This is a genomic window from Streptomyces sp. NPDC003011 (assembly GCF_053591515.1).
In genome coordinates this window covers 1-26,998 of sequence record NZ_JBSFTY010000072.1, presented here as the reverse complement: position 1 = coordinate 26,998, position 26,998 = coordinate 1, and the positions used below count along the sequence as shown (strand labels likewise).

General features: G+C 72.1%; 19 protein-coding genes. 9 read left to right on the top strand and 10 right to left on the bottom strand.

From position 1 onward, the window contains the following. Position 1 precedes the first annotated feature (1 nt). Positions 2 to 2,812, top strand: a complete 2,811-nt coding sequence (gene secA / locus ACWD0J_RS30625; RefSeq protein WP_451499090.1) for a preprotein translocase subunit SecA — start codon at positions 2 to 4, stop codon at positions 2,810 to 2,812. Between the two features lie 156 nt (positions 2,813 to 2,968). On the opposite strand, the gene ACWD0J_RS30620 is transcribed toward secA, so the two are convergent. Beyond that, entirely contained in the window at positions 2,969 to 3,718 is a 750-nt protein-coding gene (locus ACWD0J_RS30620) for an Rv3235 family protein (RefSeq protein WP_451499089.1), read from the bottom strand. Positions 3,719 to 4,059: 341 nt separating this feature from the next. On the opposite strand from ACWD0J_RS30620, the gene ACWD0J_RS30615 reads away from it, so the two are divergent. The 4 genes from ACWD0J_RS30615 to ACWD0J_RS30600 all read left to right on the top strand — a co-directional run bounded on the left by ACWD0J_RS30615 (position 4,060) and on the right by ACWD0J_RS30600 (position 12,864). Continuing rightward, the gene (locus tag ACWD0J_RS30615; protein WP_451499088.1) at positions 4,060 to 4,575 is read left to right on the top strand and encodes a DUF6912 family protein; all 516 of its coding nucleotides are present in this window, start codon (positions 4,060 to 4,062) and stop codon (positions 4,573 to 4,575) included. Positions 4,576 to 4,792: 217 nt separating this feature from the next. After that, positions 4,793 to 5,458, top strand: a complete 666-nt coding sequence (locus ACWD0J_RS30610; RefSeq protein ID WP_451499087.1) for an HAD family hydrolase — start codon at positions 4,793 to 4,795, stop codon at positions 5,456 to 5,458. Between the two features lie 686 nt (positions 5,459 to 6,144). Beyond that, the gene (locus tag ACWD0J_RS30605; RefSeq protein WP_451499086.1) at positions 6,145 to 11,079 is read left to right on the top strand and encodes an NAD-glutamate dehydrogenase; all 4,935 of its coding nucleotides are present in this window, start codon (positions 6,145 to 6,147) and stop codon (positions 11,077 to 11,079) included. A 285-nt stretch (positions 11,080 to 11,364) separates the two neighbouring features. Further along, positions 11,365 to 12,864 carry a hypothetical protein gene (locus ACWD0J_RS30600; protein WP_451499085.1) on the top strand — a complete coding sequence of 500 codons (1,500 nt, stop codon included), beginning with the start codon at positions 11,365 to 11,367 and terminating at the stop codon, positions 12,862 to 12,864. A gap of 167 nt (positions 12,865 to 13,031) precedes the next feature. Here ACWD0J_RS30600 and ACWD0J_RS30595 read toward each other — a convergent pair whose 3' ends face one another. The 4 genes from ACWD0J_RS30595 to ACWD0J_RS30580 all read right to left on the bottom strand — a co-directional run bounded on the left by ACWD0J_RS30595 (position 13,032) and on the right by ACWD0J_RS30580 (position 18,810). Continuing rightward, positions 13,032 to 14,678, bottom strand: coding sequence for a glycosyltransferase family 2 protein (locus ACWD0J_RS30595; protein WP_451499084.1), 1,647 nt, complete (start codon positions 14,676 to 14,678; stop codon positions 13,032 to 13,034). Then, a complete protein-coding gene (locus ACWD0J_RS30590) occupies positions 14,675 to 16,873 on the bottom strand; it encodes a CDP-glycerol glycerophosphotransferase family protein (protein ID WP_451499083.1) in 2,199 nt (732 codons plus the stop codon). Before ACWD0J_RS30590 ends, ACWD0J_RS30595 begins: the two co-directional genes overlap by 4 nt. Positions 16,874 to 16,970: 97 nt before the next feature. Further along, positions 16,971 to 17,888 carry an ABC transporter ATP-binding protein gene (locus tag ACWD0J_RS30585; protein ID WP_451499082.1) on the bottom strand — a complete coding sequence of 306 codons (918 nt, stop codon included), beginning with the start codon at positions 17,886 to 17,888 and terminating at the stop codon, positions 16,971 to 16,973. Then, positions 17,881 to 18,810 (bottom strand): ABC transporter permease, encoded by a 930-nt coding sequence (locus ACWD0J_RS30580; protein ID WP_451499081.1) that lies wholly within the window; start codon positions 18,808 to 18,810, stop codon positions 17,881 to 17,883. The genes ACWD0J_RS30585 and ACWD0J_RS30580 overlap by 8 nt, the downstream gene beginning before the upstream one ends. Before the next feature lie 189 nt (positions 18,811 to 18,999). On the opposite strand from ACWD0J_RS30580, the gene ACWD0J_RS30575 reads away from it, so the two are divergent. Genes ACWD0J_RS30575 through ACWD0J_RS30565 form a run of 3 tightly spaced genes read left to right on the top strand, consistent with a single transcriptional unit; the run spans position 19,000 to position 20,580 of the window. After that, positions 19,000 to 19,638, top strand: coding sequence for a TetR/AcrR family transcriptional regulator (locus ACWD0J_RS30575; RefSeq protein ID WP_451499080.1), 639 nt, complete (start codon positions 19,000 to 19,002; stop codon positions 19,636 to 19,638). Positions 19,639 to 19,694: 56 nt separating this feature from the next. Further along, on the top strand, positions 19,695 to 20,339 hold the full coding sequence (locus tag ACWD0J_RS30570; RefSeq protein WP_451499079.1) for a LuxR C-terminal-related transcriptional regulator: 645 nt from the start codon (positions 19,695 to 19,697) through the stop codon (positions 20,337 to 20,339). Between the two features lie 10 nt (positions 20,340 to 20,349). After that, a complete protein-coding gene (locus ACWD0J_RS30565; protein WP_451499078.1) occupies positions 20,350 to 20,580 on the top strand; it encodes a hypothetical protein in 231 nt (76 codons plus the stop codon). Between the two features lie 51 nt (positions 20,581 to 20,631). On the opposite strand, the gene galE is transcribed toward ACWD0J_RS30565, so the two are convergent. Then, entirely contained in the window at positions 20,632 to 21,612 is a 981-nt protein-coding gene (gene galE, locus ACWD0J_RS30560) for a UDP-glucose 4-epimerase GalE (RefSeq protein WP_451499077.1), read from the bottom strand. Between the two features lie 106 nt (positions 21,613 to 21,718). Beyond that, entirely contained in the window at positions 21,719 to 22,204 is a 486-nt protein-coding gene (locus ACWD0J_RS30555) for a MarR family winged helix-turn-helix transcriptional regulator (protein WP_451499076.1), read from the bottom strand. Positions 22,205 to 22,325: 121 nt separating this feature from the next. Between ACWD0J_RS30555 and ACWD0J_RS30550 the strand changes: the two genes are divergently transcribed. Then, entirely contained in the window at positions 22,326 to 22,739 is a 414-nt protein-coding gene (locus tag ACWD0J_RS30550; RefSeq protein WP_451499075.1) for an organic hydroperoxide resistance protein, read from the top strand. A gap of 40 nt (positions 22,740 to 22,779) precedes the next feature. Here ACWD0J_RS30550 and ACWD0J_RS30545 read toward each other — a convergent pair whose 3' ends face one another. The 3 genes from ACWD0J_RS30545 to ACWD0J_RS30535 all read right to left on the bottom strand — a co-directional run. After that, positions 22,780 to 24,339, bottom strand: a complete 1,560-nt coding sequence (locus ACWD0J_RS30545) for a hypothetical protein (RefSeq protein WP_451499074.1) — start codon at positions 24,337 to 24,339, stop codon at positions 22,780 to 22,782. Between the two features lie 93 nt (positions 24,340 to 24,432). After that, positions 24,433 to 25,710 (bottom strand): hypothetical protein, encoded by a 1,278-nt coding sequence (locus ACWD0J_RS30540; RefSeq protein WP_451499073.1) that lies wholly within the window; start codon positions 25,708 to 25,710, stop codon positions 24,433 to 24,435. Then, positions 25,707 to 26,998: CDP-glycerol glycerophosphotransferase family protein (locus ACWD0J_RS30535; RefSeq protein WP_451499072.1), on the bottom strand; the 1,292-nt coding region annotated here is incomplete at its 5' end. The genes ACWD0J_RS30540 and ACWD0J_RS30535, both read right to left, overlap by 4 nt.

Here is a 26,998-nt window from a genome sequence, read left to right as displayed (position 1 = left end):
CGTGTCCGTCCTCTCCAAGATCATGCGTGCAGGCGAAGGCAAGATCCTGCGCAAGCTGCACCGCATCGCGGACCAGGTCAACTCCATCGAAGAGGACTTCGTCGACCTCTCCGACGCCGAGCTGCGGGCCCTCACCGATGAGTACAAGCAGCGGTACGCCGACGGCGAGAGCCTGGACGATCTGCTGCCCGAGGCGTTCGCCACCGTCCGCGAGGCCGCCAAGCGTGTCCTCGGACAGCGTCACTACGACGTCCAGATGATGGGCGGCGCCGCCCTCCATCTCGGTTATGTGGCCGAGATGAAGACCGGTGAGGGCAAGACCCTGGTCGGCACCCTGCCCGCGTATCTGAACGCTCTCTCCGGCAAGGGCGTCCACCTGATCACGGTCAACGACTACCTGGCCGAACGTGACTCCGAGATGATGGGGCGCGTCCACAAGTTCCTCGGACTGGACGTCGGCTGCATCCTCGCGAACATGACGCCGGCCCAGCGCCGCGAGCAGTACAATTGCGACATCACCTACGGCACGAACAACGAGTTCGGCTTCGACTACCTGCGCGACAACATGGCGTGGTCCAAGGACGAACTCGTCCAGCGCGGCCACAACTTCGCCATCGTCGACGAGGTCGACTCCATCCTCGTCGACGAGGCCCGTACGCCGCTGATCATCTCCGGCCCGGCCGACCAGGCGACCAAGTGGTACGGCGACTTCGCCAAGCTGGTCACGCGCCTCAAGCGCGGTGAGGCGGGCAACCCGCTCAAGGGCATCGAGGAGACCGGCGACTACGAGGTCGACGAGAAGAAGCGCACGGTCGCCATCCACGAGTCCGGTGTCGCGAAGGTCGAGGACTGGCTGGGCATCGACAACCTCTACGAGTCGGTGAACACGCCGCTGGTGGGCTACCTGAACAACGCCATCAAGGCCAAGGAGCTCTTCAAGAAGGACAAGGACTACGTCGTCATCGACGGCGAGGTCATGATCGTCGACGAGCACACCGGCCGTATCCTCGCCGGCCGCCGCTACAACGAGGGCATGCACCAGGCGATCGAGGCGAAGGAAGGGGTGGACATCAAGGACGAGAACCAGACACTCGCCACGATCACCCTGCAGAACTTCTTCCGCCTCTACGACAAGCTCGCCGGCATGACCGGTACGGCGATGACCGAGGCCGCCGAGTTCCACCAGATCTACAAGCTCGGCGTGGTGCCGATCCCGACGAACAGGCCGATGGTCCGCAAGGACCAGTCGGACCTGATCTACCGCACCGAGGTCGCGAAGTTCGAGGCGGTCGTCGACGACATCGCCGAGAAGCACGAGAAGGGCCAGCCGATCCTCGTCGGTACGACGTCGGTCGAGAAGTCCGAGTACCTGTCGCAGCAGCTGTCCAAGCGCGGCATCCAGCACGAGGTGCTGAACGCGAAGCAGCACGACCGTGAGGCGCCGATCATCGCCCAGGCCGGCCGCAAGGGCGCCGTGACCGTGGCCACGAACATGGCCGGCCGAGGTACGGACATCAAGCTCGGCGGCAACCCCGAGGACCTCGCGGAGGCGGAGCTGCGGCAGCGCGGCCTCGACCCCGAGGAGCACATCGAGGAGTGGGCCGCGGCGCTGCCCGCCGCACTGGAGAAGGCCGAGCAGGCCGTCAAGGCCGAGTTCGAAGAGGTCAAGGAGCTCGGCGGGCTCTACGTCCTCGGTACCGAGCGGCACGAGTCGCGGCGTATCGACAACCAGCTGCGCGGCCGTTCCGGCCGTCAGGGCGACCCGGGCGAGTCCCGCTTCTACCTCTCCCTGGGCGACGACCTGATGCGCCTGTTCAAGGCCCAGATGGTCGAGCGCGTGATGTCGATGGCGAACGTCCCGGACGACGTGCCGATCGAGAACAAGATGGTCACGCGCGCGATCGCGTCCGCCCAGTCGCAGGTCGAGCAGCAGAACTTCGAGACCCGCAAGAACGTTCTGAAGTACGACGAGGTGCTCAACCGGCAGCGCGAGGTCATCTACGGCGAGCGCCGCCGCGTCCTGGAGGGCGAGGACCTGCACGAGCAGGTGCAGCACTTCATGGACGACACCATCGACGCGTACGTCGGCGCGGAGACCGCCGAGGGCTTCCCGGAGGACTGGGACCTCGACCGGCTGTGGGGCGCCTTCAGGCAGCTCTACCCGGTGAAGGTCACCGTCGAGGAGCTGGAGGAGGCGGCCGGCGACCGGGCCGGACTCACCGCCGAGTACATCTCCGAGTCCATCAAGGACGACATCCACGAGCAGTACGCGCAGCGTGAGGCCCAGCTGGGCTCCGAGATCATGCGTGAGCTGGAGCGCCGGGTCGTGCTGTCGGTCCTGGACCGCAAGTGGCGCGAGCACCTCTACGAGATGGACTACCTCCAGGAGGGCATCGGCCTGCGCGCGATGGCGCAGAAGGACCCGCTGGTCGAGTACCAGCGCGAGGGCTTCGACATGTTCACCGCCATGATGGAGGGCATCAAGGAGGAGTCCGTCGGCTACCTGTTCAACTTGGAGGTCCAGGTCGAGCAGCAGGTCGAGGAGGTCCCGGTCGAGGACGCGAAGCCGTCGCTCGACAAGCAGGACACGGTGCCGGCGCAGGCGGGCGGGCGTCCCGAGATCCGCGCCAAGGGGCTCGACGTCCCGCAGCGACGGGAACTGCACTTCTCCGCGCCGACCGTGGACGGCGAGGGCGGCGTCATCGAGGGCGACTTCGCCGACGACGAGGAGCCGGTGCGTTCGCAGGCCGACGGCCTCACGCGCGCGGAGCGGCGCAAGCAGTCCCGCGGCGGGCGGCGCCGCAAGAAGTGACGCTGCCGGTACCCGCGGTGCCGTAGCGATGCGAAGGGCGCCTGTGTCTGCGGCGCCGTAGCGGCTCGAAGGGCCGGGTCACCTCTGGGTGCCCGGCCCTTCGGCATGCGGTGCGGCCTCGCGGCATGCGGTGCTGCTTCGGCGGGGCGGCCGGTGTCAGTCGGCGTCGGTGTGCGGTCGGCGGGGGCCGCCCAGTTCTACCGCCGTGCAGCGCCAGCGCAGGTCCCGGCCCTGTTCCAGGCGGAAGGCCATGGCGCGCAGCTGGTCGCCGGCGCCGATGCGGGCGAACGCCTCGATGACGCCGGGGCGGGGGACGTCGTACCCGATGTCGCGGACCACCGGTGCGGTGCCCCGGGTGGTGCGCAGGGGGCCGCGTTCGGCGAGCCAGGCCAGTTCGTCGTAGGCGCGGCCCGCGGTGTGCCGGAGCATCGCGTGGACGGGACGCCGGCCGCTCAGGACCGCGAGGAGACGGTCGGCGAAGACATCGGTGGGGCGGGGCTGGGGGACCGGCCTGTGCGGGGTCCGGGCGGGGACACCGGGGTTCAGTGGAGCGGCGGTGGCGGGCGGGGCCGGGGCCGTGGCGGTGCCCGTCCTCGCGGTCGTGCGCGGGGTCGTGGCCCTCGCCGGGTCCGCCGCGGTCACCCTTGCCGTGCTCGTGCTCGTGCTCGTGCTCGTGCTCGTGGACGTGGTGACGGCGGCGGTCGGTGGCCGGGTGTCGGTGGGCCTGGAGCGGAGGGCGGGGCCACGGCCGCCCGCGGAACCTGGCGGCCGGCCGTCGGGGGTCGTGGTGCGGACGGCGCCACCGCCCGGTGTGCGCGGGGGTGTGCCGCCGGGGCGGCGGGGGTCGCGGCGGCTCGGCGGGCGGGCGCCGGGGTGGTGGCTCGCCCTGGTCATGACCTTGTTCATGGGGGTCCCCGTTCGATCGACCCGGAGATACCGGGCAGTAACTTCGTGGTTGGGGATCTTGTACGGGGCCTTGGGGGGCCAGGGCAAGGAGGGCGGCACGCGCGGCGGGGTGGCCGGGAGGTTCACTTATCCGGGTGGTCCGGGCGGGGAAAAGCCTTGGTGGAGAGGGTGCGCCGGGTGAGTTTCGAGGCGCCTGGCTGACGCTCGCGGGGGCATGGGCAGGGACTCGAAAGGGGACGCCCGCGCGTATCCTGAAGGCCCCCGGGAGGTGCGGGCTCGCCCTTCCGAGGACTCTGTTGCGGAGTCCGCGACCACGGAACCGACCACGAAAGCGGCCAGCCATGCGCGTCTACGTCCCCCTGACCCTTCCCGGTCTCGCCGAGGCGTACAGGACGGGAGAGCTGGGGGCCGGGCCGTTCGTCGCGTACGCGGTCACGCCGGCGCTGCGCGAGTGGTATCTCTCCGACGACATCGAGGAACTGGAGTACGCGGCGCTGAACCGGGCCGCGCTGGCGTCCCTGCGGCTGCTGGCGGCGGACCCGGACGCGGCGCGGCGCCGGGTCGTGGTCGCCGTGGACGTGCCCGACGGGACGGCGGCCGCCGATCCCGACCGGGCGCTGGACCCGGCGGCGCTCGGCGAGGTGCGGGTCGCCGGGACCGTACGGCTGACCGGGGCGGCGGCCGTGCACGTCGACTCGGACGACGCGGAGGCGGACGTGACCGCCGCGGCGGAGGCGCTGGAGGCGGCGGACGGCGGGGACGACGACGCGCAGTTCGTCGTGGACGGGGCCGAGGACCACGAACTGCTGTGGTTCGCGACGCAGGAGATCCCGAGGCTGGTGGGGCTGGGGGACTGAGCGGGGCTGCCGTTCCCTCGGCTGTCCTGTCCCCGGCCCGTCCGTGTCGGGGCCTGGCCTGTCGTGCCCTTCCGTTCCCTCTGCCTCCCTCTGCCTCTGCCTCCCTCTGCTTCCCTCCCCTGCCTGTACTGCCCGGTACTCCCCTGTACCGGGCCCCCTGCGCCGGGCTGTCAGCCGTGGACTCTTGATTGTCAGTGGCGGCGGGTACCGTTTTTGCATGGGGAAGCAGACGGGCGCGCACATTGTCTGGGACTGGAACGGCACGCTGTTCCACGACAACGACGCGATCATCGGGGCGACGAACGCGGCCTTCGGCGAGCTGGGGCTGGCGCCGATCACCATGGAGCAGTACCGGGCGCTGTACTGCGTGCCGGTGCCGAAGTTCTACGAGCGGTTGCTGGGGCGGCTGCCCACCGACGCCGAGTGGGAGGTCATGGACGAGACCTTCCACCGGTACTACACCGAGCACCGGGTGGGGTGCGGGCTCACACCCGGAGTGGCGGAGCTGCTCACGGGATGGCGGTCGGCGGGGCGGAGCCAGTCCATCCTGAGCATGTACGTCCATGACGAACTCGTCCCCCTGGTGCGGAACTTCGGGATCGAGGCGCATTTCCTGCGGGTGGACGGGCGGACCGGGCCGTCCGGGGGAAGCAAGGCGGAGCACATGGTGCGGCATCTGGCGGCGCTCGCGGGGGTGGAGCCGGCCCGGACGGTGGTGATCGGGGACGCGGCGGACGACGCGGTGGCCGCGCTGCACGTGGGCGCGAGAGCCGTGCTGTACACCGGCGGATCGCACAGCCGGGCCAGCCTGGAAGGGGTCGGGGTGCCTGTGGTGGACACGTTGGCGGAGGCGGTGGTGGAGGCGGAGCGGTTGGCGGCGTAGGAAGCGGCGGGGCAGCCGGGCTGGGCGGGCCGGAATGGTGCTGGGTGGCACCGGGAGTGGTGGTCGGGAGTACCCGGGGCGGTGGCGTCGGCCGGTGATGGAGTGGGTCTTCGCCCCCGCCGCCCCGCCCCTTCCCGCCCCTTCCCTTCCCTTCCCGTCCCTGGGGGCTGCGCCCCCAGACCCCGCTTCGGCCTGGACGGCCTCGTCCTCAAGCGCCGGACAGGCTGAGTCGCCCCTGCACGGTCGGCCGGGTTCCGCTTTAGTGCAGAACGTCAAACTTCCACCCCCGCTTTTGTACACATACGGCTCATGACGAGGCACCTGTAAGGAGCGATAGCCTGGTGGCGTGATCAGCGCGATAGTTCGCGGGGGCGTTGTTGCCCCTGCCCTGCGCCCGGCGAGCACGGACTACCTCCGTGACCGGGCGGCGGTCGCTGGTCCTCGCGGGCTGGACGGGGTCGCAAGGGCCCCCAGGACGCCGTACACACCCCGGGAACAGGCGGCGCGGAGATCAGCGTCACACCGTGCCGGCGTGTCGAGAATGGCTGATAACCCCCCGCTCATCTCACCTGGCGGCATAGCGTCGGAGCAGACCGGACACCCCGCGTCGCGGCGTTACGTCACAGGGGAAGAGACCGTACTTCCTTCTACGTCACGCAACGGCGCGCGACAGGAGCCAGAGGACAATGCAGACCAAGCTGGACGAAGCCAAGGCCGAGCTGCTCGAGAGGGCCGCACGGGTAGCTGAGAACAGCCCGGTCGGGGGGCACCTACCGACCGGGACCACGGACGCGAGCACGTCCGACCAGGACAGCGTGCTCGCGTTCCTCCAGCGCTACTACCTGCACACCGCACCGGAGGACCTCACCGACCGCGACCCGGTCGATGTCTTCGGAGCCGCGCTCTCGCACTACCGGCTGGCCGAGAACCGCCCGCAGGGCACGGCCAACGTGCGGGTCCACACGCCCACCGTGGAAGAGAACGGGTGGACCTGCAGCCACTCGGTCGTGGAGGTCGTCACCGACGACATGCCCTTCCTCGTCGACTCCGTCACCAACGAGCTGACGCGGCAGGGGCGTGGCATCCACGTCGTCATCCACCCGCAGGTCGTCGTGCGGCGCGACGTCACCGGAAAACTGGTCGAGGTGCTCACCGCGCCCCTCACGGGCGACCTCCCGCACGACGGGCACATCGAGTCCTGGATCCACGTCGAGATCGACCGCGAGAGCGACCGCGACGACCTCAAGCAGATCACCGCCGACCTGCTGCGGGTCCTGTCCGACGTCCGCGAGGCCGTCGAGGACTGGGAGAAGATGCGGGACGCGGCCCTGCGCATGGCCGACGAACTGCCCAGGGAGCCCATCGCCTCCGACCTGCGCGAGCAGGAGATCGAGGAGGCCCGCGAGCTGCTGCGCTGGCTGGCCGCCGACCACTTCACCTTCCTCGGCTACCGGGAGTACCAGCTCCGGGACGACGACTCGCTGGCGGCCGTACCGGGCACGGGGCTCGGCATCCTGCGGGCCGATCCGCAGCACGCGAGCGACGAGAGCCACCCCGTCAGCCCCTCCTTCGAGCGGCTGCCCGTCGACGCCCGCGCCAAGGCCCGCGAGCACAAGCTGCTCGTCCTGACCAAGGCCAACAGCCGGGCCACCGTGCACCGGCCGTCGTACCTCGACTACGTCGGCGTCAAGAAGTTCGACGAGAACGGCAACGTCGTCGGTGAACGGCGCTTCCTCGGGCTGTTCTCGTCCGCCGCCTACACCGAGTCCGTGCGCAGGGTCCCGGTCGTCCGCCGCAAGGTCGAGGAGGTCCTGGAGCGCGCCGGGTTCTCGCCCAACAGCCACGACGGGCGCGACCTGCTCCAGATCCTGGAGACGTATCCGCGCGACGACCTGTTCCAGACCCCGGTCGACGAGCTCCAGGCCATCGTCACCTCCGTGCTCTACCTCCAGGAGCGCCGGCGGCTGCGGCTCTACCTCCGGCAGGACGAGTACGGGCGCTACTACTCCGCGCTGGTCTACCTTCCGCGCGACCGCTACACGACCGGCGTCCGGCTGCGGATCATCGACATTCTCAAGGAGGAACTCGGCGGCATCAGCGTCGACTTCAGCGCCTGGAACACCGAGTCGATCCTCTCCCGGCTGCACTTCGTCGTCCGGGTCCCGCAGGGCACCGAGCTGCCGCAGCTGTCCGACGCCGACAAGGAGCGCATCGAGGGACGGCTGGTGGAGGCCGCGCGCTCCTGGGCCGACGGGTTCGCGGAGGCGCTGAACGCCGAGTTCGGCGAGGAGCGCGCCGCCGAACTGCTGCGCCGCTACAACAACGCCGTCCCCGAGGGCTACAAGGCCGACCACAGCCCGCGCGCCGCGGTCGCCGACCTCGCGCACCTCGAAGAGCTCAGCGAGGAGACGGGCTTCTTCTCGCTCAGCCTCTACGAGCCCGTGGGCGCCGCCCCCGAGGAGCGCCGGTTCAAGATCTACCGCAAGGGTGAGTCCATCTCCCTGTCCGCGGTGCTGCCGGTGCTCAACCGGCTCGGCGTCGAGGTGATGGACGAGCGGCCGTACGAACTGCGCTGCTCGGACCGCAGCGTCGCCTGGATCTACGACTTCGGGCTGCGCATGCCCCAGCCGAAGAGCGGCAGCGGCGACTACCTCGGCGACGACGGGCGCGAGCGGTTCCAGGAGGCCTTCGCCGCCACCTGGACCGGCAAGGCGGAGAACGACGGCTTCAACGCCCTCGTGCTGAGTGCCGGGCTGAACTGGCGCCAGGCGGTGGTGCTGCGGGCGTACGCGAAGTACCTGCGGCAGGCGGGCTCGACGTTCAGCCAGGACTACATGGAGGACACCCTCCGCAACAACGTCCACACCACCCGGCTGCTCGTCTCGCTGTTCGAGGCGCGGATGTCGCCCGACCGGCAGCGGGCGGGGCACGAGATCGTCGACGCGCTGCTCGAAGAGGTCGACGCCGCGCTCGACCAGGTGGCGTCGCTCGACGAGGACCGGATCCTGCGGTCCTTCCTCACCGTCATCAAGGCGACCCTGCGCACCAACTTCTTCCAGGAGGCGGAGGGCGGCCGGCCGCACGAGTACGTCTCCATGAAGTTCGACCCGCAGGCCATCCCGGACCTGCCGGCGCCGCGCCCGGCGTTCGAGATCTGGGTGTACTCGCCGCGCGTCGAAGGCGTGCACCTCAGGTTCGGCAAGGTCGCGCGCGGTGGTCTGCGCTGGTCCGACCGGCGGGAGGACTTCCGGACCGAGATCCTCGGCCTGGTCAAGGCGCAGATGGTGAAGAACACCGTCATCGTGCCGGTCGGCGCCAAGGGCGGCTTCGTCGCCAAGCAGCTGCCCGACCCGAGCGTGGACCGGGACGCGTGGCTGGCGGAGGGCATCCGCAGCTACAAGACCTTCATCTCGGCGCTGCTGGACATCACCGACAACATGGTCGCCGGTGAGGTCGTGCCGCCCGCCGACGTCGTCCGGCACGACGAGGACGACACCTACCTGGTGGTCGCCGCCGACAAGGGCACCGCGACCTTCTCGGACATCGCCAACGAGGTCGCGCAGCACTACAACTTCTGGCTCGGTGACGCCTTCGCCTCCGGCGGCTCCGCCGGTTACGACCACAAGGGCATGGGCATCACCGCCCGCGGCGCCTGGGAGTCCGTGAAGCGGCACTTCCGCGAGCTGGGCGTGAACACGCAGGCCGAGGACTTCACGGTCGTCGGCATCGGCGACATGTCCGGTGACGTGTTCGGCAACGGCATGCTGCTGAGCGAGCACATCCGCCTGGTCGCCGCCTTCGACCACCGGCACATCTTCATCGACCCGAAGCCGGACGCGGCCACCTCCTTCGCCGAGCGCCGCCGCATCTTCGAGCTGCCCCGCTCCAGCTGGGCCGACTACGACACCGGCCTGATCTCCGCCGGCGGCGGCGTCTTCCCCCGGACCGCCAAGGCCATCCCGGTCAACGCGCACATCCGCGAGGCCCTCGGCATCGAGGAGAAGGTCTCCAAGATGACCCCGGCCGACCTGATGAAGGCGATCCTCAAGGCGCCGGTGGACCTGCTGTGGAACGGCGGCATCGGGACGTACGTGAAGGCGTCGACCGAGACCCACGCCGACGTCGGCGACAAGGCCAACGACCCGATCCGCGTCGACGGCGCCGACCTGCGCGTCAGGGTCGTCGGCGAGGGCGGCAACCTCGGGCTGACCCAGCTCGGCCGGATCGAGTTCGCACTGCGCGGCGGCAAGATCAACAGTGACGCCATCGACAACAGCGCGGGCGTGGACACCTCCGACCACGAGGTGAACATCAAGATCCTGCTCAACGGCCTGGTCGTGGACGGCGACATGACCGTCAAGCAGCGCAACAAGCTGCTCGCCGCGATGACCGACGAGGTCGGCCGCCTGGTCCTGCGCAACAACTACGCGCAGAACACGGCCATCGCCAACGCGCTCGCCCAGTCCAAGGACATGCTCCACGCCCAGCAGCGCTACCTGCGCCACCTGGTGCGCGAGGGCCGGCTGGACCGGGCCCTGGAGTTCCTGCCCACCGACCGCCAGATCCGCGAGCGGCTGAGCACCGGGCAGGGCCTCACCAGCCCGGAGACGGCCGTCCTGCTGGCGTACACGAAGATCACCGTCGCCGAGGAACTGCTGCACACCTCGCTGCCGGACGACCCCTATCTGCGCGGTCTGCTGCACACGTACTTCCCGGCCGCGTTGCGCGAGAAGTTCTCCGAGCGCATCGACGGCCACCCGCTGCACCGCGAGATCACCACGACCGTGCTGGTCAACGACACGGTCAACACGGGCGGTACGACGTATCTGCACCGCCTGCGGGAGGAGACCGGCGCCTCGCTGGAGGAGATCGTGCGGGCGCAGACCGTGGCCCGCGCCATCTTCCGCTCCGGCGTCGTGTGGGACGCGGTCGAGGCGCTCGACAACCGGGTCGAGGCGGCCGTACTGACCCGGATCCGCCTGCACTCGCGCCGCCTGGTGGAGCGCGGCACGCGCTGGCTGCTCAACAACCGGCCGCAGCCGTTGCAGCTCGCCGAGACGGTCGACTTCTTCGTGGACCGGGTCGAGCAGGTGTGGTCGCAGCTGCCGAAGCTGCTGCGGGGCGCGGACGCGGAGTGGTACCAGAAGATCTACGACGAGCTGGCGGGCGCCGGCGTCCCGGACGAGGTCGCCACCCGGGTGGCCGGGTTCTCCTCGGCGTTCCCGACGCTCGACATCGTCTCGGTGGCGGACCGCATGGACCGGGACCCGATGGACGTCGCCGAGGTCTACTACGACCTCGCCGACCGTCTCCACATCACCCAGCTGATGGACCGCATCATCGAGCTGCCCCGGGCCGACCGCTGGCAGTCCATGGCCCGCGCCTCCATCCGCGAGGACCTGTACGCGGCCCACGCGGCCCTGACCGCGGATGTCCTCGCGGTGGGCGACGGCACCTCGACGCCCGAGCAGCGCTTCAAGGCGTGGGAGGAGAAGAACGCGCCGATCCTGAGCCGGGCGCGGACGACGCTGGAGGAGATCCAGAGCTCGGACTCGTTCGACCTGGCGAACCTGTCGGTGGCCATGCGGACGATGCGGACGTTGCTGCGGGCGCATTCGTAGCCGGTACGGGTTCGCCGGCCGGTACAGCTCATGACCGGTACGGGTTCGTCGGCCGGCAGCTCATGACCGGTACGGGTTCGCCGGCCGGTACCCGTTCGCGGTGCGTACGACCATCAGGGCGCCCTGGGCCATCGCGGCTCGGGGCGCCCTTTCTCGGCGTGCCCGCGGAGGGCTTCGAGTGTCGAGTGGAGGACTTGGCGTTTCCGGCCGAGGCTGGGGACGTGACTGTGAATCTCTCCGAGGAGTGTCCGGCGGACGCCCCCGTGCCACCGCTGTTCCCGCGCGATGCGCGTCGCACTTAGGGCCGCGCCGTCGGCGGCGGTCGCGGTCCTCCTGCTGTTCCTGCTCCTGGTGATCGTGCGCCTGCCGTGGGCCGGTGACCTCGGGATGCACGCGGCGACGGTCGAGCGGTTGCGGCACGACCTGGTCCGGCCCGGGAATCCGCTCGTCGACGCGGACACGCCGAGTCCGTACTACTCGCCGTGGATGGTGGTCCTCGGGTGCCTCGCCCGGGTGACGGGCGTTTCGGTCTTCGTCGTGCTGCGGATCGGGGCGGTGGCCGGGCTGGGGCTGCTGGTGACCGGCGTGTGGCGGTACGTCCGGACGCTGAGCGCGCATCGGGCGGCGCCGGCGCTCGCGATGGCGTGCCTGCTGTTCCTTTGGGGGCCGGTGCTGTTCGCGTGGAGCGGGTTCCTGGGACTGAACTCGCTCGCGCTGACGGTGTCGTATCCGAGTGTGTTCGCGTTGGGGCTGGCGTTTCACCTGTGGGCGTGGCTGGCGGGGGCGGTGGGACGGCCGGCCGGGGGGTGGGGGACGTGGGCGGGGCTCGGGGTGCTGTGGGCGGTGGTCCTGCTGTGCCACCAGTTCTCCGGGATCGTGGCCTCGCTGGGCGCGCTGGCGGTGGTGGTGGCCGCGCGCCCGGCGGGGATGGTGTGGCGGCGCCTCGGGGCGGGGCTGCTGGCGGGGCTCGCGGTGCTCTGGGTGTGGCCGTACTACGACTTCTTCGCGCTGCTCGGGGCGGGGGGTGAGCTGGAGTCGGTGCACCGGGGGCTGTACCGGGACCTGGCCGGGCGGTTCGGGCTGGTGCTGGTCGGGGTGGCGGCGCTGGGGCTGCGGTGGCGGCGGGACCGGTGGGATCCGCTGGTGCTGTTCTTCGGGTCGGCGGCGGCCGTGTTCGTGGTGGGCGGGGTGAGTGGGCACTGGTCGTGGGGGCGGGTGGTGCCGGGGGTGATGATTCCGGCGCAGATCGCTGCGGCGGTGGAGACGGTGAGGGTGGTGGGGGTGATGAAGACGACGGAGGTGGGGGAGCGATGGGGGCGGTGGTGGGGGGTGGGGTGGGGGTGTGTGCTTGCGGGGGCGCTCGCCGTGGGGGCGTGGGCGCAGGCGGGGACGCTGGGGTACGTCGTCGGGCGGGGGGTGCTGCCGGCGGTGGTCGAGGCCAGGTACCGGGAGCCGTGGGCGGGGTACCACTGGATCACTCCGTGGGTGGAGTACGGGGATGTGGTGATGGCCCGGACGGGGGCGGCCCGGCAGATTCCGGCGTACGGGGCGTACACCGTGGCGCCCGGGTATCCCGACTTCTTCCTGCCGGACGAGGGGCGGCGGGGGGTGGCCGTGCGGAGGTACTTCGACGCGGGGACGTCGGCGGGGGAGCGGCGGGAGATCGTGCGGGTGTACGGGGTGCGGTGGGTGGTGGACCGGGGGGCGGGGTTGCGGGGCGCGGCGGGGGTGCGGGCGGTGGCTCGAGGGCCGGGTGGGCAGGTGCTGTACGCCGTGGTGCCGTAGGGGTGTTTCGCCCCCGCCGCCTCTGCCCGTCCCGTCCCGTCCCCAGGGGCTCCGCCCCTTCGCCCCCGGCGGGGGCTCTGCCGTCCCCGGGCCCCGCTTCGGCCTGGACGGCCTCGTCCTCAAGCGCCGGACGGGCTATGGATGCCGGCGGGTCATGAGGGCAGGGTTTACCTCCACACGCTCCTCAGCAACCGCATCGCCCGCCGTACCCGTGGGCGGGCGAGTTTTCGGGCCGCCGGGTGGAGGAGTTTCGCTGTGGCGCCTGTGGGGTGCCAGCGGAGTTGGAGGCGGCCCGGGGTGCGGCCCTCCGGTTCCAGGGTGAGGCGGTGGTGCGGGACCTGGGCGGTGCGGGGCGGGAAGGACAGGGGGGCCAGGAGGACGGCCCTGTTGGTCTGGGACCGGTGGTGGAGGCGGACCATGGGGTGGCGGGTGCCCTCGAAGCCGTGAAGGGGGAGGGGGGCCGCCGCCAGGTCCAGGTGGACGTGGCCCTCGTAGAGGCCGGGGCGGACCGGGGTGAGGCGGAAGGGGACCGTCAGACGGCGGCGGCCGGGGGACAGGAGGAGGTCGGCGTGGTGCGGCCCCACGGGCAGGCGCAGGCCGGGGTCGTAGGTGTGGACGACCAGGTCGACCGAGGCGCCCGGGCCCGGCGTGAGGTCCGCGATCTCGTGGCGGAACAGGGCGCTCGGGAAGGGGCGCGTGTCCAGGTCCAGGTCGCCGACGTCCAGTTCGTGGCGGGCGGGGGAGGACGTGGGGACGCGGCCGCCCCAGTACGTCCTGCCCTGCTCGTCCGTGGTCACCTGCCTCGGGGCGACCGCGTGCCCCAGACCCCGGGCGGCCAGCTGGGCCTCGGCGAAGCGGCGGTCGCGGACCAGCTGGAGGACCACGCGTTCGGTGCGCGGGAGACGGGTGTACGCGGCCGGTGCGAGCGTCTCCAGGTACGGGTTCATCACGTCGGCGAAGGAGGCCAGCCAGGTCTCGTCCCGGTACGGCAGGTCACCGGCGTGGATGCGGAAGTCGTGCTTGAGGAACTTGTAGTCCTTGTCCTCGCGCAGCGACTCGTGGCCGGCGGCGGCCAGGAAGTCGTCGATCAGGCGCTGGACGTGGACCCGGTCGCGGACGTTGCTGAGTTTGTGGCGCTGGTTGGAGATCGACGCCGACGCCGGATCCGTCTGCGGAGCCACGTGCCAGAGGTAGACCGGGTCGGGGATGATCGTGAACGACTTCGCCAGGCAGTACGCCTGCGCCGTGAACAGCTGGTCCTCGTAGTGGATGCCCTCGGGGAAGCGCAGGGTGTGGCGGTCCAGGAAGGCGCGGGCGTACATCTTGCTCGTCGCCAGGTGTTCGAACAGGAGGCGGGGGTCGGACTCGATGCCGTCGAGGGTGCGGCGCCCGGACACCAGGTGCGGCATCCAGGTGGAGCGGCGGCCGGTGTCCTCGCGGATCCGCCGCACCGCGCCCATCGCGAAGTCGATCTCGCGTTCGCGGTGCGCGGCCAGCAGCAACTCGACCGCGTTGTCGGGGAGTTCGTCGTCGCTGTCCAGGAACATCAGGTACGGCGCCCGGGAGATCTCCAGGGCGCGGTTGCGCGGGGCGCTGCATCCGCCGCTGTTCTCCGGCAGGCGCAGCAGGCGGATCCGGGGATCCTGGGCCGCCAGCTCCCGTGCCACCGCCGGGGTGTCGTCCGTGGAGTGGTCGTCGCTGATGACGATCTCGATGCCGGGGTGGGTCTGGCGGCGGACGGAGGCCACCGCGCGGGGCAGGCGTGCGGCGTCGTTGTGGACGATCACCGTGACCGTCACGTCGGGGATGCTCATGCGCGGGCCTCCTCGGGGCTCGGCGCCGGCGTCCGTTCCCCGACCGGGATCACCGGCGGCAGCCGCTCCTCGGGCTCGCCGAGGAAGACCCGGCGGACGACCCGTTCGGCGGCGCGTCCGTCGTCGTACTCGCAAAAGCGGCGCCGGAACGCGGCCCGGGCCTTGGCCGCGCCCTCGTCGCGCCAGGCGCCCGTGGTGAGGATCTCCGTCAGGTCCTCCTGGGTGCGGGAGACCTGGCCCGGCGGTTCGGCCGGCAGGTCGAAGTAGACGCCCCGGGTCTCCCGGTAGATCTCCCAGTCGTCGGCGTGGATGACGATCGGGCGGTCCAGGTTGGCGTAGTCGAACATGATCGACGAGTAGTCGGTGACCAGCACGTCGGCGGCCAGGCAGAGTTCCTCGACCGGGTCGTACCGCGACACGTCGATGACCCGGCCGGTGCGGCGCAGGCCCGCCAGGGGGGACGCCGAGGCGCCGTAGAAGTAGTGGGCGCGGACCAGCAGGACCGTTTCCTCGCCCAGGCGGTCGGCGAGGGCGGCGAGGTCGAGACGGGGAGTCCAGCCGGCCTCGTAGTCGCGGTGCGTGGGGGCGTAGAGGATCGCGCGGTGGCCCGGGGGGATGCCGAGGCGGGCGCGGACCGTGCGGATGTCCTCGGCTCCGGCCCGGTAGTAGATGTCGTTGCGCGGATAGCCGTGGTCGAGCGAGACGAAGCGGGACGGGTACGCCCGCTCCCACATCCGCGTGGTGTGGCGGTTCGCGGAGACGCTGTAGTCCCACTTGTCGACGCGGGCCAGCAGGGCGGCGAAGTCGAGGCCCTGCGCGGCGGCCGGGAAGCTCATCTGGTCCAGGCCCATGCGCTTGAGCGGGGTGCCGTGGTGGGTCTGGAGGTGGATCGCGTCCGGGCGTTTGACCACGGTGTCGGGGAAGTTGACGTTGTTGACGAGGTACTTCGCGCTCGCCAGCACCTCCCAGTAGCGCCGGGTGCCGGGGACGACGTGGTCCGTGCCGGGCGGCAGCAGCGGCGCGTGGTCCGCCGACACGACCCACACCGGGTGGATCTGCGGGGCGAGTTCGCCGAGCTTCACCGCGACCGCCGCCGGGTTGCAGGCGACCCCGCGGTTCCAGTAGGCCGCGAAGACGGCCAGGTCGGGGTTGACGGGGCGGCCCAGGGCCGTGCGGTACCGGTGGTCGCGCAGGCCGGCGGCGATCCGGCGGGCGCCGGACCTGAGCGCCGATCTCGTGGCGCGGCGAGCCCGGTTGGCGGTCTGGAACGCGCGGTACCGGGAGTACGCGCCTTCTTCGAGGAGCGTGCGGCGGATGCCCTCGGGTCCGGCGGGGTGCCGGTAGGTCTCGGGGCGGTGGCGGACGGCCGCCTGTGAGGCCCGGCGGAAGAACTCCCGCGCCACCGGGTCCGGCAGGGCGGTCCGGGCGAAGGCGCGCAGACAGTCGCGGACCATGAGGTCGTAGAGGACGGCGTGGACGGCGGGGCGGTCCGCGGCCTCGGCGAGCAGCCGCTCGTAGCGGTCGACGAGGGCGTAGCGCTGCTGCGGGGTGAGCGGCGGGAGGCTCTCGGGGCGCGGCCGGCGTTCCTCGTACGCGACCTGGTTCAGGCAGGCGATCCGGTCCGCGCGCAGGAGGGCGGCGTGCGCGGCGAACGGCTCGTCGTCGGTGGTGAGGTGCCGCTCGTGCGTGTGCCAGAAGGCGGTGCGTATCGCCCGGCTGCCGAGCAGCGGGGTCAGCCGCAGGAGGCTCGGGGCGTCGTCGAGGGTCAGGTCGGTGCGGCCCGCGCGGGCGAGGAGGCGGCCGTCCGGGCCGGGGAGGGCGGCCGACTCCCAGGTGGTGCGGACGTGGTCGAAGAGCAGGAGGTCCACCGCGTCCGGCAGGTCCGCGACGCGCTCGGCCACCGTCCGCGCGGCACCCGTGGGCAGGCCGTCCTTGGCGTGCACGAAGTGCAGCCAGCGGCCGGAGGCCCGCGCGGCCCCCGCCGCCCGCGCCGCGGCGTCGTCCGTCCCGTCCGGCAGGGGCAGCACCACCGTCCCGGGTGCCGCGTGCGCCTCGGCCGTCTCCCGGGCCCAGTCGCCGACCGCGGCCACGACCACCTCGACGCCCGGCGGCGGTACGGCCGCCAGGGAGTCGAGGAGTCCGGCCAGGTGCCCCCGCGTGTCGGGTCCGTGGACGATGACGCTCAGCTCGGGCATCGCGGGGACTCCTTCACCTACGGCGGCTGCACTGCGGGCACACCCTGTTCGGTCATAATGGCACCAATACGACGAACAGGGCGGCCGGAGCTGCGCCTCACGAGGGAAGCGGCACTTTGGTCCCGTCGGGTGAGGCCGGGGTCTGCGGGACGGGCTTCGAGGCGGCGGACTTCGGGGCGGCGGCCTTCGGCTGGGGTTTCGGCTTGGCCTTCGCCTTGTCCGGGCCGCCGGTGAACGCCTCGTACGCCTCCAGCACCTCCTCCGTCGGCCCGTCCATGCGCAGCTCGCCGCGCTCCAGCCACAGCACGCGGTCGCAGGTGTCGCGGATCGACTTGTTGCTGTGGCTGACCAGGAACACCGTGCCCGCGTGCTTGCGCAGCTCGCGGATCCGGGCCTCGGAGCGCTTCTGGAAGGAACGGTCGCCCGTCGCGAGGGCCTCGTCGATGAGCAGGACGTCGTGGTCCTTGGCGGCGGCGATGGAGAAGCGCAGGCGGGCGGCCATGCCGGAGGAGTAGGTGCGCATCGGCAGCGTGATGAAGTCGCCCTTCTCGTTGATGCCGGAGAAGTCGACGATCTCCTGGTAGCGCTCCCTGACCTGCTCGCGGGACATGCCCATGGCGAGGCCGCCGAGGTGCACGTTGCGCTCGCCGGTCAGGTCGTTCATCAGGGCCGCGTTCACGCCGAGCAGGGAGGGCTGGCCGTCGGTGTAGATGTGGCCCCGCTCCACCGGGAGCAGGCCCGCGACCGCCTTGAGCAGCGTGGACTTGCCGGAGCCGTTGGTGCCGATCAGGCCGATCGCCTCGCCCCGGTACGCGACGAAGGACACGTTCCGCACGGCGTGCACCGTGCGCACGCCGGCCGCCTTCTCGGTCTGCCGGCGGCGCAGCATGCGGTTGAGGGCGGCGGTCGCGGAGCCGCGGCCCGCGCCGGTGCCGTTGACCCGGTAGACGATGTCGACGCCGTCGACGACGACGGTGGGGACCTGCTCGGGTGCGTCCTGCGTGTTGTCAGCCACGGCCGTACGTCTCCTCAGCCTTCCAGAAGTAGATGAACCCGCCGACTCCGGCGAGCAGCGCCCAGCCCGTCGCGAGCAGCCACACGTGCTGCGGGAGCCGGCCGGCCGTGAAGCTGTCGATCAGCGCGAACCGCATCAGGTCGATGTAGACGGCCGCCGGGTTGGCCTGAAGCACGGGTGCCACCCAGGAGGGCAGGTCGCCGTGCTTGCTGAGCAGGTGGTCGATGCTCCACATCACGCCGGAGACGTACATCCAGGTGCGCAGCACGAACGGCATCAGCTGCGCGATGTCGGGGGTCTTCGCGCCCAGCCGCGCCAGGATCATCGAGACGCCCGCGTTGAAGGTGAACTGGAGCACCAGCGCCGGGATCGCCAGCAGCCAGGAGGCGGCGACCGGGACGCCGAAGCAGAGCAGGATGACCACCAGCGCGGACATCGAGAACATCAGCTGCTGGAGCTGCTGGAGGCAGAAGGAGATCGGCAGCGCGGCCCGCGGGAAGTGCAGGGCGCGCACGAGGCCGAGGTTGCCGGAGATCGCGCGGGTGCCCGCCATGATCGAGCTCTGCGTGAACGTCCAGATGAACACGCCCGTGACCAGGAACGGGATGTAGTCCGGCACCCCCTTCTTGGTGCCGAGCAGCACCCCGAAGATGAAGAAGTAGACGGCCGCGTTCAACAGCGGCGTCATCACCTGCCACACCTGTCCCAGCTTGGCCTGGCTGTACTGGGAGGTCAGCTTGGCGGTCGAGAAGGCGGTGATGAAGTGGCGTCGCGCCCACAGCTCGCGGACGTACTCGGGCAGGGAGGGGCGGGCGCCGCTGACGGAGAGGCCGTGGCGGGCGGCGAGCGCCGCGAGGTCGTCGGCGGGCGGTGCCGTCGCCGGTGCCGATGTCGGGGGCGGTGTGTGGAGGACTTGGCTCACATCCGCTGCTTTCGTTCGGGGGTGGTGTGGTGCGTGGGGCCTTGGTGCGTGCGTGGCCGGCGGGCCCGTCGCCCGGCGTTTCCTCACGGTTCTCTTCACGTTCTCTTACGTCGGGACGGGACCGTATCGTCGCAACGCGAGAGTAGGACGAGTCGACGTCGGAACGCAACCGTTCCGTCCTCACGCCCTATGCTGGTCGGTATGACGAGCAACGCCGACGAGCCGCAGCCGCGTCCGCGCCGCCGGGCCCCCGCCGGGGCCGCCGTGCTCCGGGAGGATGTGACGGAGGCCATCCGGGCGGCCGTCTTCGAGGAGCTCGCGGCGGTCGGCTACGCGCGGATGTCCATCGAGGGGATCGCGCGCCGCGCGGGCGTCGGCAAGACCGCGGTGTACCGCCGCTGGCGCTCCAAGCTGCACCTCGTCCTCGACCTGGTCTCCGCGATCGCCGTGCAGGGCCTGCCCGTGCCGGACACCGGTTCCCTGGAGGGCGACCTGCGGCTGCTGTACGAGGTGACCTCCCGTGCCCTGCGCCACCCCGTGGCCTCGCAGGTCATCCCCGACCTCCAGGCCGAGGCGGCCCGCAACCCCGAGATCGCCGAGGCCCTGCAGAAGGCGCTGAAAGAGGGGCAGGAGGGCGTCGCCAGCAAGATCGTGGCGGCGGCGGCACAGCGCGGCGAGATCCGCCGGGGCTTCGACGAGAACCTGGCCCTGGACCTCGTCTCGGGCCCGCTGTACTGGCGCTCGGTGGTGATCCGCAGCCCGAAGCTCCCGAAGGGCTATCTGGCCTCCCTGGCGCGGGCCACCGCGGCGGCGGTCAAGGCGCTGTGACGCCCAGGCGGACCGCGCCGCCACCTGCCTGAAGGGCCCGTAGGACCATGGGGCCCATGAGAGTGGTGATCGCCGAGGACAACGCCCTGCTGCGCGAGGGGCTCGTCCTCCTGCTGGCCTCGGCCGGACACGAGGTGGTGGCCGTCGTCGGCACCGGGCCCGAGGTCCTGCCCGCGCTGCTGGAACACCGGCCCGACGTCGCCGTACTGGACGTCCGGATGCCCCCGGGCTTCCGTGACGAGGGGCTGCGTGCCGCCCTCGCCGCGCGCAGGGAGCTTCCCGGGCTGCCGGTGCTGGTGCTGTCGCAGTACGTCGAGGAGTCGTACGCCGCCGAGCTGCTGGGCGGGGGTGCGGCCGGCCTCGGGTATCTGCTGAAGGACCGGGTGGGGCGGGTGGACGAGTTCCTCGACGCGCTGGAGCGGGTCGCGGCGGGCGGTACGGCGCTGGACCCCGAGGTGGTGACCGAGCTGCTCACCCGCCGCCGGGACACTCCGCTGGACTCGCTGACCCCGCGAGAGCGGGAGGTGCTGAAGCTGATGGCCGAGGGCCGCGACAACGCGACCATCGCCCGGACGCTGGTCGTGACCGAGCGCGCGGTCCACAAGCACATCGGCAACGTGTTCCTGAAGCTGGGGCTGGAGCAGAGCGACAGCGGGCATCGGCGGGTGCTGGCGGTGCTGACGTACCTGAACAATGCGTAGGCCGCCCGGGGTGCGCAGGGCCGCGGGCGACATCGGCACCCTGATCTCCGTGTTCGGGTTCCTTGTGAGTGCGGGACTTCTGCTGCTCGCGGTGCGGGACCACCGGGCCGGGGCGTCGGCGCTGTGGGTCGGGGCCGGAGCCGTGGTCTTCCTGAGCGCCGGCTGGACGCTCGCGCAGGAGGTGCGGCGCGCTCGCCGTGAGCGGGCCGGGCGCCGCGAGCGCGCCGAGCGCCCCGGCTGACAGGGGCCTCGGCGCGGTGGCCGGCCGGGCGCGGGCCGGCCTCGGGGCGGGTCAGTCGCGGGCGGCTTCCGGGTGCAGGCGTACCCAGCCCGCCCAGGCGGACGTGATCATGTCCTGGATGCCGTGCCTGGCCTTCCAGCCCAGTTCGGCGGCGGCACGCTCGGCGGAGGCGACGACACGGGCCGGGTCGCCGGGGCGGCGCGGGGTGACGGTCGGAGGGCGGTCGTATCCCGTGACGGCGTTGACGCGGTCGATCATCTCGCGGACCGACACGCCTTCGCCCCGTCCGATGTTGAGGGTGAGATCGCGGCCGGGGGACGCCTTCAGGGCGCGGGCCGCGGCGACATGGGCCTCGGCCAGGTCGGCCACGTGGATGTAGTCCCGGACGCAGGTCCCGTCCGGGGTGGGGTAGTCGTCGCCGAACACCCGCGGGGGCAGATTCCCGGTCAGCCGCTCGAAGACCATGGGGACGAGGTTGAAGACGCCCGTGTCCGCGAGGGCGGGGCTCGCCGCGCCGGCCACGTTGAAGTAGCGCAGGGACGCCGTGGCCAGGCCCGTCGCCCGGCCGGTGGCCCGGAGAAGCCACTCGCCGGCCAGCTTCGTCTCGCCGTACGGCGAGACGGGCGCGCACGGGGTCTCCTCGGTCACCAGCTCCACGTCCGGCGTGCCGTACACCGCCGCGGAGGAGGAGAACACGAACGAGCGCACGCCCGCCGCGGTCACCGCGTCCAGGAGGACGCGCAGACCCTCGACGTTCTCCCGGTAGTAGTGCAGCGGGCGCTGCACCGACTCGCCCACCTGCTTCTTCGCGGCCAGGTGGACGACACCGGTGACCGCGTGGCCGGCGAGGGTGCGCGCCAGGCGCTCGCCGTCCAGGGTCGAGCCGGTCACCAGCGGTACGCTCGCGGGGACCCGGTCGGCGATGCCGGTGGACAGGTCGTCGTACACGACCGTCCGTTCGCCCGCGTCCGTCATCGCGCGCACGACATGCGCCCCGATGTAACCGGCGCCGCCGGTGATCAGCCAGGTCATGTGGGGCCGTCTCCTCGTCCGTGGCCTGTGAGGGAGCGGGTGGGCTCCGGTCTCCGTCCGCGGTGAAGCGGGCGGCTCAGCCTGGTTCCGGCACAGGCGCGAGAGTTCACCGGCACTCCGGCGTCTCCTCCGGCGCCGACGCGTCCAGCGTCGAGGTGAGCCGGTCGAGGCGTTCGCGCAGCTCGCGGATCTCGTCGAGGTCGAACCCGGTCGCGGCGACGATCCGGTGCGGGACCCGCACCGCGCGCTCGCGCAGCGCCGCGCCCTCCCCGGTCAGCCGCACCTCCACCGAGCGTTCGTCCCGGACGCTGCGCTCCCGCCGGACCAGACCGGCCGTCTCCAGCCGCTTGAGCAGCGGCGACAGCGTGCCGGAGTCCAGGCGCAGGTGTTCACCGAGCGTCTTGACCGGCAGGTCGCCCCGCTCCCACAGCACCAGCATCACCAGGTACTGCGGGTAGGTCAGCCCCAGGTCCTTGAGGATCACCCGGTAGACGCCGTTGAAGGCGCGGGAGGCCGCGTGCAGGGAGAAGCAGATCTGGGAGTCGAGGCGCAGCCAGTTCTCGTCGGTGGCGGGGGTCGGCGTCGGGGTCATGTCTCCAGGATAGCTCTTGCGAGCCATTTAGTTGTGCACAATTAAGTTGTGTGCTCTACTTGTCGTCGTCGGGCGGCCGGAACGGGCCGCCGCTCCGTGACTCAAGAGGGATGGATCTTCCATGGACGCGCTCTACACCGCTGTCGCCACCGCCACCCACGGCCGAGACGGCCGTGCCGTCTCCTCCGACGGCACCCTTGACCTCGCGCTGGGCATCCCGGTGGAGATGGGCGGCAACGGTCAGGGCACCAACCCGGAGCAGCTGTTCGCCGCCGGGTACGCCGCCTGCTTCGGCAGCGCCCTCGCCCTCGTCGGCCGCCAGGCCAAGGTCGACGTCAGCGAGGCCGCCGTGACGGCCGAGGTCGGCATAGGCAAGCAGGGCGAGGGCTTCGGCCTCCAGGTCGCCCTCCGCGTCGAGCTGCCCGACACCCTGGACGAGGCGACCGGCCGCAAGCTGGTCGAGCAGGCCCACCAGGTCTGCCCCTACTCCAACGCCACCCGCGGCAACATCGAGGTCGACCTCGTCATCGAGTAGTCCCCGGCCCGCCAGACCCCGGCCCCGCGGCCCGGCCCCCTCACCCGACCCGCGCCAGCACCTCCCCCGTCCGCCCGCTCCACGCCACCACCACCGCCTCCTCGGGCACGGTGCGCCAGCGCGTCAGCAGCAGCCACCGCACGTGATAGCGGCGGGCGACGGCGGTGCGTACGGCGCGGGTCGACGTCGGGGCGAGGTAGGCGCGGACGTCGGCGAGCCGCCGCAGCCGCTCCCGTTCGTCCAGGGCCGGGTCCGGCCAGGCGGGCGCGGCGAGGTTCGGGCCGTGGCCCGCGATCGCGTGGACGGAGTAGTAGCCGTCGGTGATCACGACCTCGCCGGGCCCGATGTGCCGCGCGGCCCACTCGTACGTGGGCCAGCGCGGCGGCTGCGCGAAGCCGACCGGGTCCAGGGCGCGCGGGACGACCGCCCCCGCCTGCACGGCGAGGAAGCCCACGCAGGCCCCGGCCGCCGCGGCGGCTCCGAGCACCCGCCGCCACGCCGGCCACGGCCGCGGTGCCGCCAGCTCCACCGCCAGCGCGAACTGCAGCGGCACCAGCGTCAGCCCGAGGATCCGGCCGTACGTGTGGTGCCCGCTGACCCAGCCGTAGCCCACGACCAGGCAGTCGAGGGCGAACATCAGCACCAGCGGATCGCGCGGGGAACCCCGCCTCGCCCGCAGCCACAGCGCCGGCAGCCCCAGCAGCGCCAGCCAGAAGTGCCCGCCGAGGTCCCGGTACAGCCGCCGGTGCATGGCGTCCACGCTGCCGTTCCCGGCCAGCGCGAACACGTCGAAGTACGGCCAGCAGACGGCGACCAGCAGGGCGGTGCCGCCGGTCAGCGCCCAGCGCCCGAGGAGGGCCGGGGACCAGCCCCGCTGCCACCCCGCCGCGAACGCGACCGCCCCCAGCACCGCCGCCACCGCCGTGATCGGGTGGACCAGCAGGATCAGCCCGTACAGGGCGCCGAGCCCGGCGTACCCGGACACACCCGCCAGCCCGCGCGGCCCCACATAACGCACCCCGCGCACCGCGCCCCGGGCCCGCGCCCCCGTCCACCCCCACGCCCAGAACGCCAGCCCGATGGCGAACGTCGACGGATACCCCAGGTTCCCCGTCATCGACATCAGCCCGAGGTACCCGCTCCACCAGGCCCGCTCGGTCCCCCACAGCAGCGTCATGGCGGCCAGTGCCAGCACCGGCGCCCACGGTCTCGGCGTCAGCACGCGCACGAAGCGGCCGATGCCGGTCAGCAGGACCAGCAGGTTCAGCGGTCCGGCGAGCTTCACCACCTCCCAGCCGCCCAGCCCGGTCAGCCGGGCGAACGCGCCCTGCGCGACCGCGTACGGCGAGTAGTAAGGGCTGCCCGCGCCCGGCAGGTCGGCCATCGGGTGGCGCGGGCGGAGCAGGTCGGCCTTCAGGCGTTCGACGACCGCGGCGTGCTGGCCGGCGTCGCAGCACAGCGGCACCCGCCAGTAGGCCAGCGACATCAGCAGCCAGAACAGGAACCCGAAGACCTGGTAGGGGGTGGGCCGCCAGGCGCGGCCGCCGCGCAGCGCCGTCGCGCCGCGCGTGGCCCGCCGGACCAGAACGCCGGCGCTCATCGGACGGGGGGAACACGGAGGGGCTGAGGCATTGGCCGTATGTTCCCGCCGACGTCAACGCCTTAGCCGGGCGTCACCCCGTCGAGCGGCCCGTCACCTCATCGAGTGAGCCCGATCGGCGTGCCCCTGCGCCGGAACCGGGACCGGCCCGCGGCTGAGACGCTCCAGCAGCAACGGCACCCCCACCACCGGCAGCAGCCACGCCAGCACGATCAGCCGGCCGCCCCAGATGTTGATGTCGGGATGCCCGGCCTGGGTGAGGACCCCGGTGAACGCGGCCGCCAGCAGGAACCCGCCGAACGCCCGCCGCCCCCGCAGCGCGCCCCACGCCCCGGCCGCCAGCGCCGCCAGGAACAGCGGCTCCCACAGCTGCCGGCGCAGCCACTCCCCCCAGAAGTTGACCTGGAGGTGCAGGAACTCCGGCCACGGCCGGGCCCGGTCGGGCCGGGCGAAGTGCCCGGTGAGCAGGTCCTGGAGGCTCTCCGACCCAGACGGATAGTGCAGCACCCTGGCCAGCAGCAGCGTCCCGACCAGCCCGCAGCAGCCCACCACCCCGAGCGCGACCACCCCGCGCCCCGGCGCCCGGCCCCGCCGCCATCCCCGGACCACGATCACCGTGCCCGCCGCCGCCAGACAGAGCCCGAGGAACAGCGCCTGCGAGTGCTTCACCGTGAACAGGGCCAGCAGCGAGCCGCCCACCAGCCACAGACCGGCCCGTTCGCGCCGCCCGTGCAGCACCAGCGCGCACCCCCACACCGCCGCCAGCGTCAGCGCCAGCAGCAGTCCCTCCGTCATGGGCCGCATGGCGGTCGCACCGCACGGCAGGACGTAGAACAGCGCCTGGCCGGTCAGCGCGAGCGGCAGCGGCACGGACAGCGTGCGCAGGATCAGGAAGGCCAGCACGCCGCCCGCCACCGTCACCACGACACCCGCCGCCCACACGCCCCACTTCATGCCCAGCACGGTGAGGAACGGCACCAGGAACACCGGGTAGCCGGGCCGCGCCTCGAAGATCCGCATGAACCGCTCGGGCATGAACGGCACGGTGTGTCCGCCCGTCTGCCCCGCCCGCAGCCGCGCGTCCACGCCCCGCCACTGAGCGGCCCGGCACGTCTCCCGCACCCGCCGGGTGGGGCTCGGCGCGTGGAAGCGGACCACGTCGACCTTCTGCTGGCGGTGCGCGATCGACGCCTTGCCCGCGCAGGCGTAGGCGATGGTCGCGGACGCCGCCTCCCGCTTGCTGTCACCGCGCAGACTCAGGGCGTACGACAGGTAGTTCTTGCTGTCGGGGGTGTCCCGGCCGGAGACGTTCGCGAGCTGGAGCACGGCGAACACCGCGGCCAGGGCCAGCACCCAGGTGCGCGGCCTCACGAGGAGGTCAGCAGGTCACGGTCGGCGGACAGCACCGGCAGCGGCTCGGTGGCCGCCGGCGGTCCCGGCACCCACCCGTCCTCGCCGAGCAGCAGCGTCCGTACGACCCGTTCGGCGGCGTGTCCGTCGTCGTACGCGCCGAACCGCTCCCGGAAGACGGACCGCAGACGCGCCGACTCCTCGTCCCGCCAGGTCCCGGAGGCGAACAGCCACGCCAGCTCCCGGTAGGAGCGCGAGACATGGCCCGGCGGCTCGGCGGTGATGTCGAAGTAGGCGCCCCGGCTGGCCGTGAAGGCGCCCCAGTCGTCGGCGTGCACGACGATCGGCCGGTCCAGCAGGGCGTAGTCGAACATCAGGGCCGAGTAGTCGGTGACCAGGACGTCGGCGGCGAGCAGGACGTCCTCGACGTGCGGTTCGCCGGTCGCGTCGACCAGGACACCGCGCCGGTGCAGCTCGGCCAGGCCCAGGCCGCGCGCCGGGCCGGCGGCGAGCGAGGGGTGCAGGCGTACCACCAGGGTGTGGCCGGGGCCCAGGTCCTCGGCGAACCGGGCCAGGTCGATCCGGTCGACGTGGCCGCCGCGCCGGTAGTCGCGGCGGGTCGGCGCGTACAGCACGACCCGGTGGCCGGCCGGGACGCCGAGCCGGGCGCGGACGGCCGCGGAGTCGTCCGGGCGGGCACGCACGAGGACGTCGTTGCGCGGGCTGCCCGTCCGCAGCGAGGTGAAGTGACACGGGTACGCCCGCTCCCACACCAGCTCGGAGTGCGGGTTGGCGACCAGGCTGTAGTCCCAGCGGTCGGCGCGGCGCAGCATCTGCGGCACGTCCAAGCCGAGCCGGGCACCCGGCTTGTCCAGCAGGTCGGCGCCCATGTACTTGAGCGGGGTGCCCTGGTGGGTGTGGATGTGGACACTGCCGGGACGCTTGGGCAGCGTGCCGGGCCAGTTGACGTTGTTGACGAAGTACGTGGCCCGCGCGGCCACCCGGCGGTAGTGCGGAGAGTCCAGGAGGACGTGCTCCACGTCCGGCGGCAGCAGGGCCGCCGCCTCCTCGTCCCGCACCACCCACACCCCGCGCAGGTGCGGCGCGATCTCGTGTGCCGTGCGGTAGACCGCCGCCGGGTCGCCGAGCACGCCCCGGTGCGAGAACGCCGAGTAGAGGACGAGGTCCGGGTCCAGCGCCCGGCGCGCGCTCAGCCGGCCGCCGCCGGGCCTGCGCCGCGTGCTGGACATGTTCTGGCCCGACCTTTCGTCGATCGAGGTGTCGATCTCATGAGTGCCTCGGCCGAACC

Excerpts from the sequence above, each read along its gene's own strand:
- ACWD0J_RS30605 (WP_451499086.1), top strand. The coding sequence starts at position 6,145 with ATGCAGACCAAGCTGGACGAAGCCAAGGCCGAGCTGCTCGAGAGGGCC.
- ACWD0J_RS30550 (WP_451499075.1), top strand. The coding sequence starts at position 22,326 with ATGGACGCGCTCTACACCGCTGTCGCCACCGCCACCCACGGCCGAGAC.
- galE (WP_451499077.1), bottom strand. The coding sequence starts at position 21,612 with ATGACCTGGCTGATCACCGGCGGCGCCGGTTACATCGGGGCGCATGTC.
- ACWD0J_RS30600 (WP_451499085.1), top strand. The coding sequence starts at position 11,365 with ATGCGCGTCGCACTTAGGGCCGCGCCGTCGGCGGCGGTCGCGGTCCTC.
- ACWD0J_RS30620 (WP_451499089.1), bottom strand. The coding sequence starts at position 3,718 with ATGAACAAGGTCATGACCAGGGCGAGCCACCACCCCGGCGCCCGCCCG.
- ACWD0J_RS30595 (WP_451499084.1), bottom strand. The coding sequence starts at position 14,678 with ATGAGCATCCCCGACGTGACGGTCACGGTGATCGTCCACAACGACGCC.
- ACWD0J_RS30615 (WP_451499088.1), top strand. The coding sequence starts at position 4,060 with ATGCGCGTCTACGTCCCCCTGACCCTTCCCGGTCTCGCCGAGGCGTAC.
- ACWD0J_RS30575 (WP_451499080.1), top strand. The coding sequence starts at position 19,000 with ATGCTGGTCGGTATGACGAGCAACGCCGACGAGCCGCAGCCGCGTCCG.
- ACWD0J_RS30610 (WP_451499087.1), top strand. The coding sequence starts at position 4,793 with ATGGGGAAGCAGACGGGCGCGCACATTGTCTGGGACTGGAACGGCACG.
- ACWD0J_RS30555 (WP_451499076.1), bottom strand. The coding sequence starts at position 22,204 with ATGACCCCGACGCCGACCCCCGCCACCGACGAGAACTGGCTGCGCCTC.
- ACWD0J_RS30545 (WP_451499074.1), bottom strand. The coding sequence starts at position 24,339 with ATGAGCGCCGGCGTTCTGGTCCGGCGGGCCACGCGCGGCGCGACGGCG.
- ACWD0J_RS30590 (WP_451499083.1), bottom strand. The coding sequence starts at position 16,873 with ATGCCCGAGCTGAGCGTCATCGTCCACGGACCCGACACGCGGGGGCAC.
- ACWD0J_RS30570 (WP_451499079.1), top strand. The coding sequence starts at position 19,695 with ATGAGAGTGGTGATCGCCGAGGACAACGCCCTGCTGCGCGAGGGGCTC.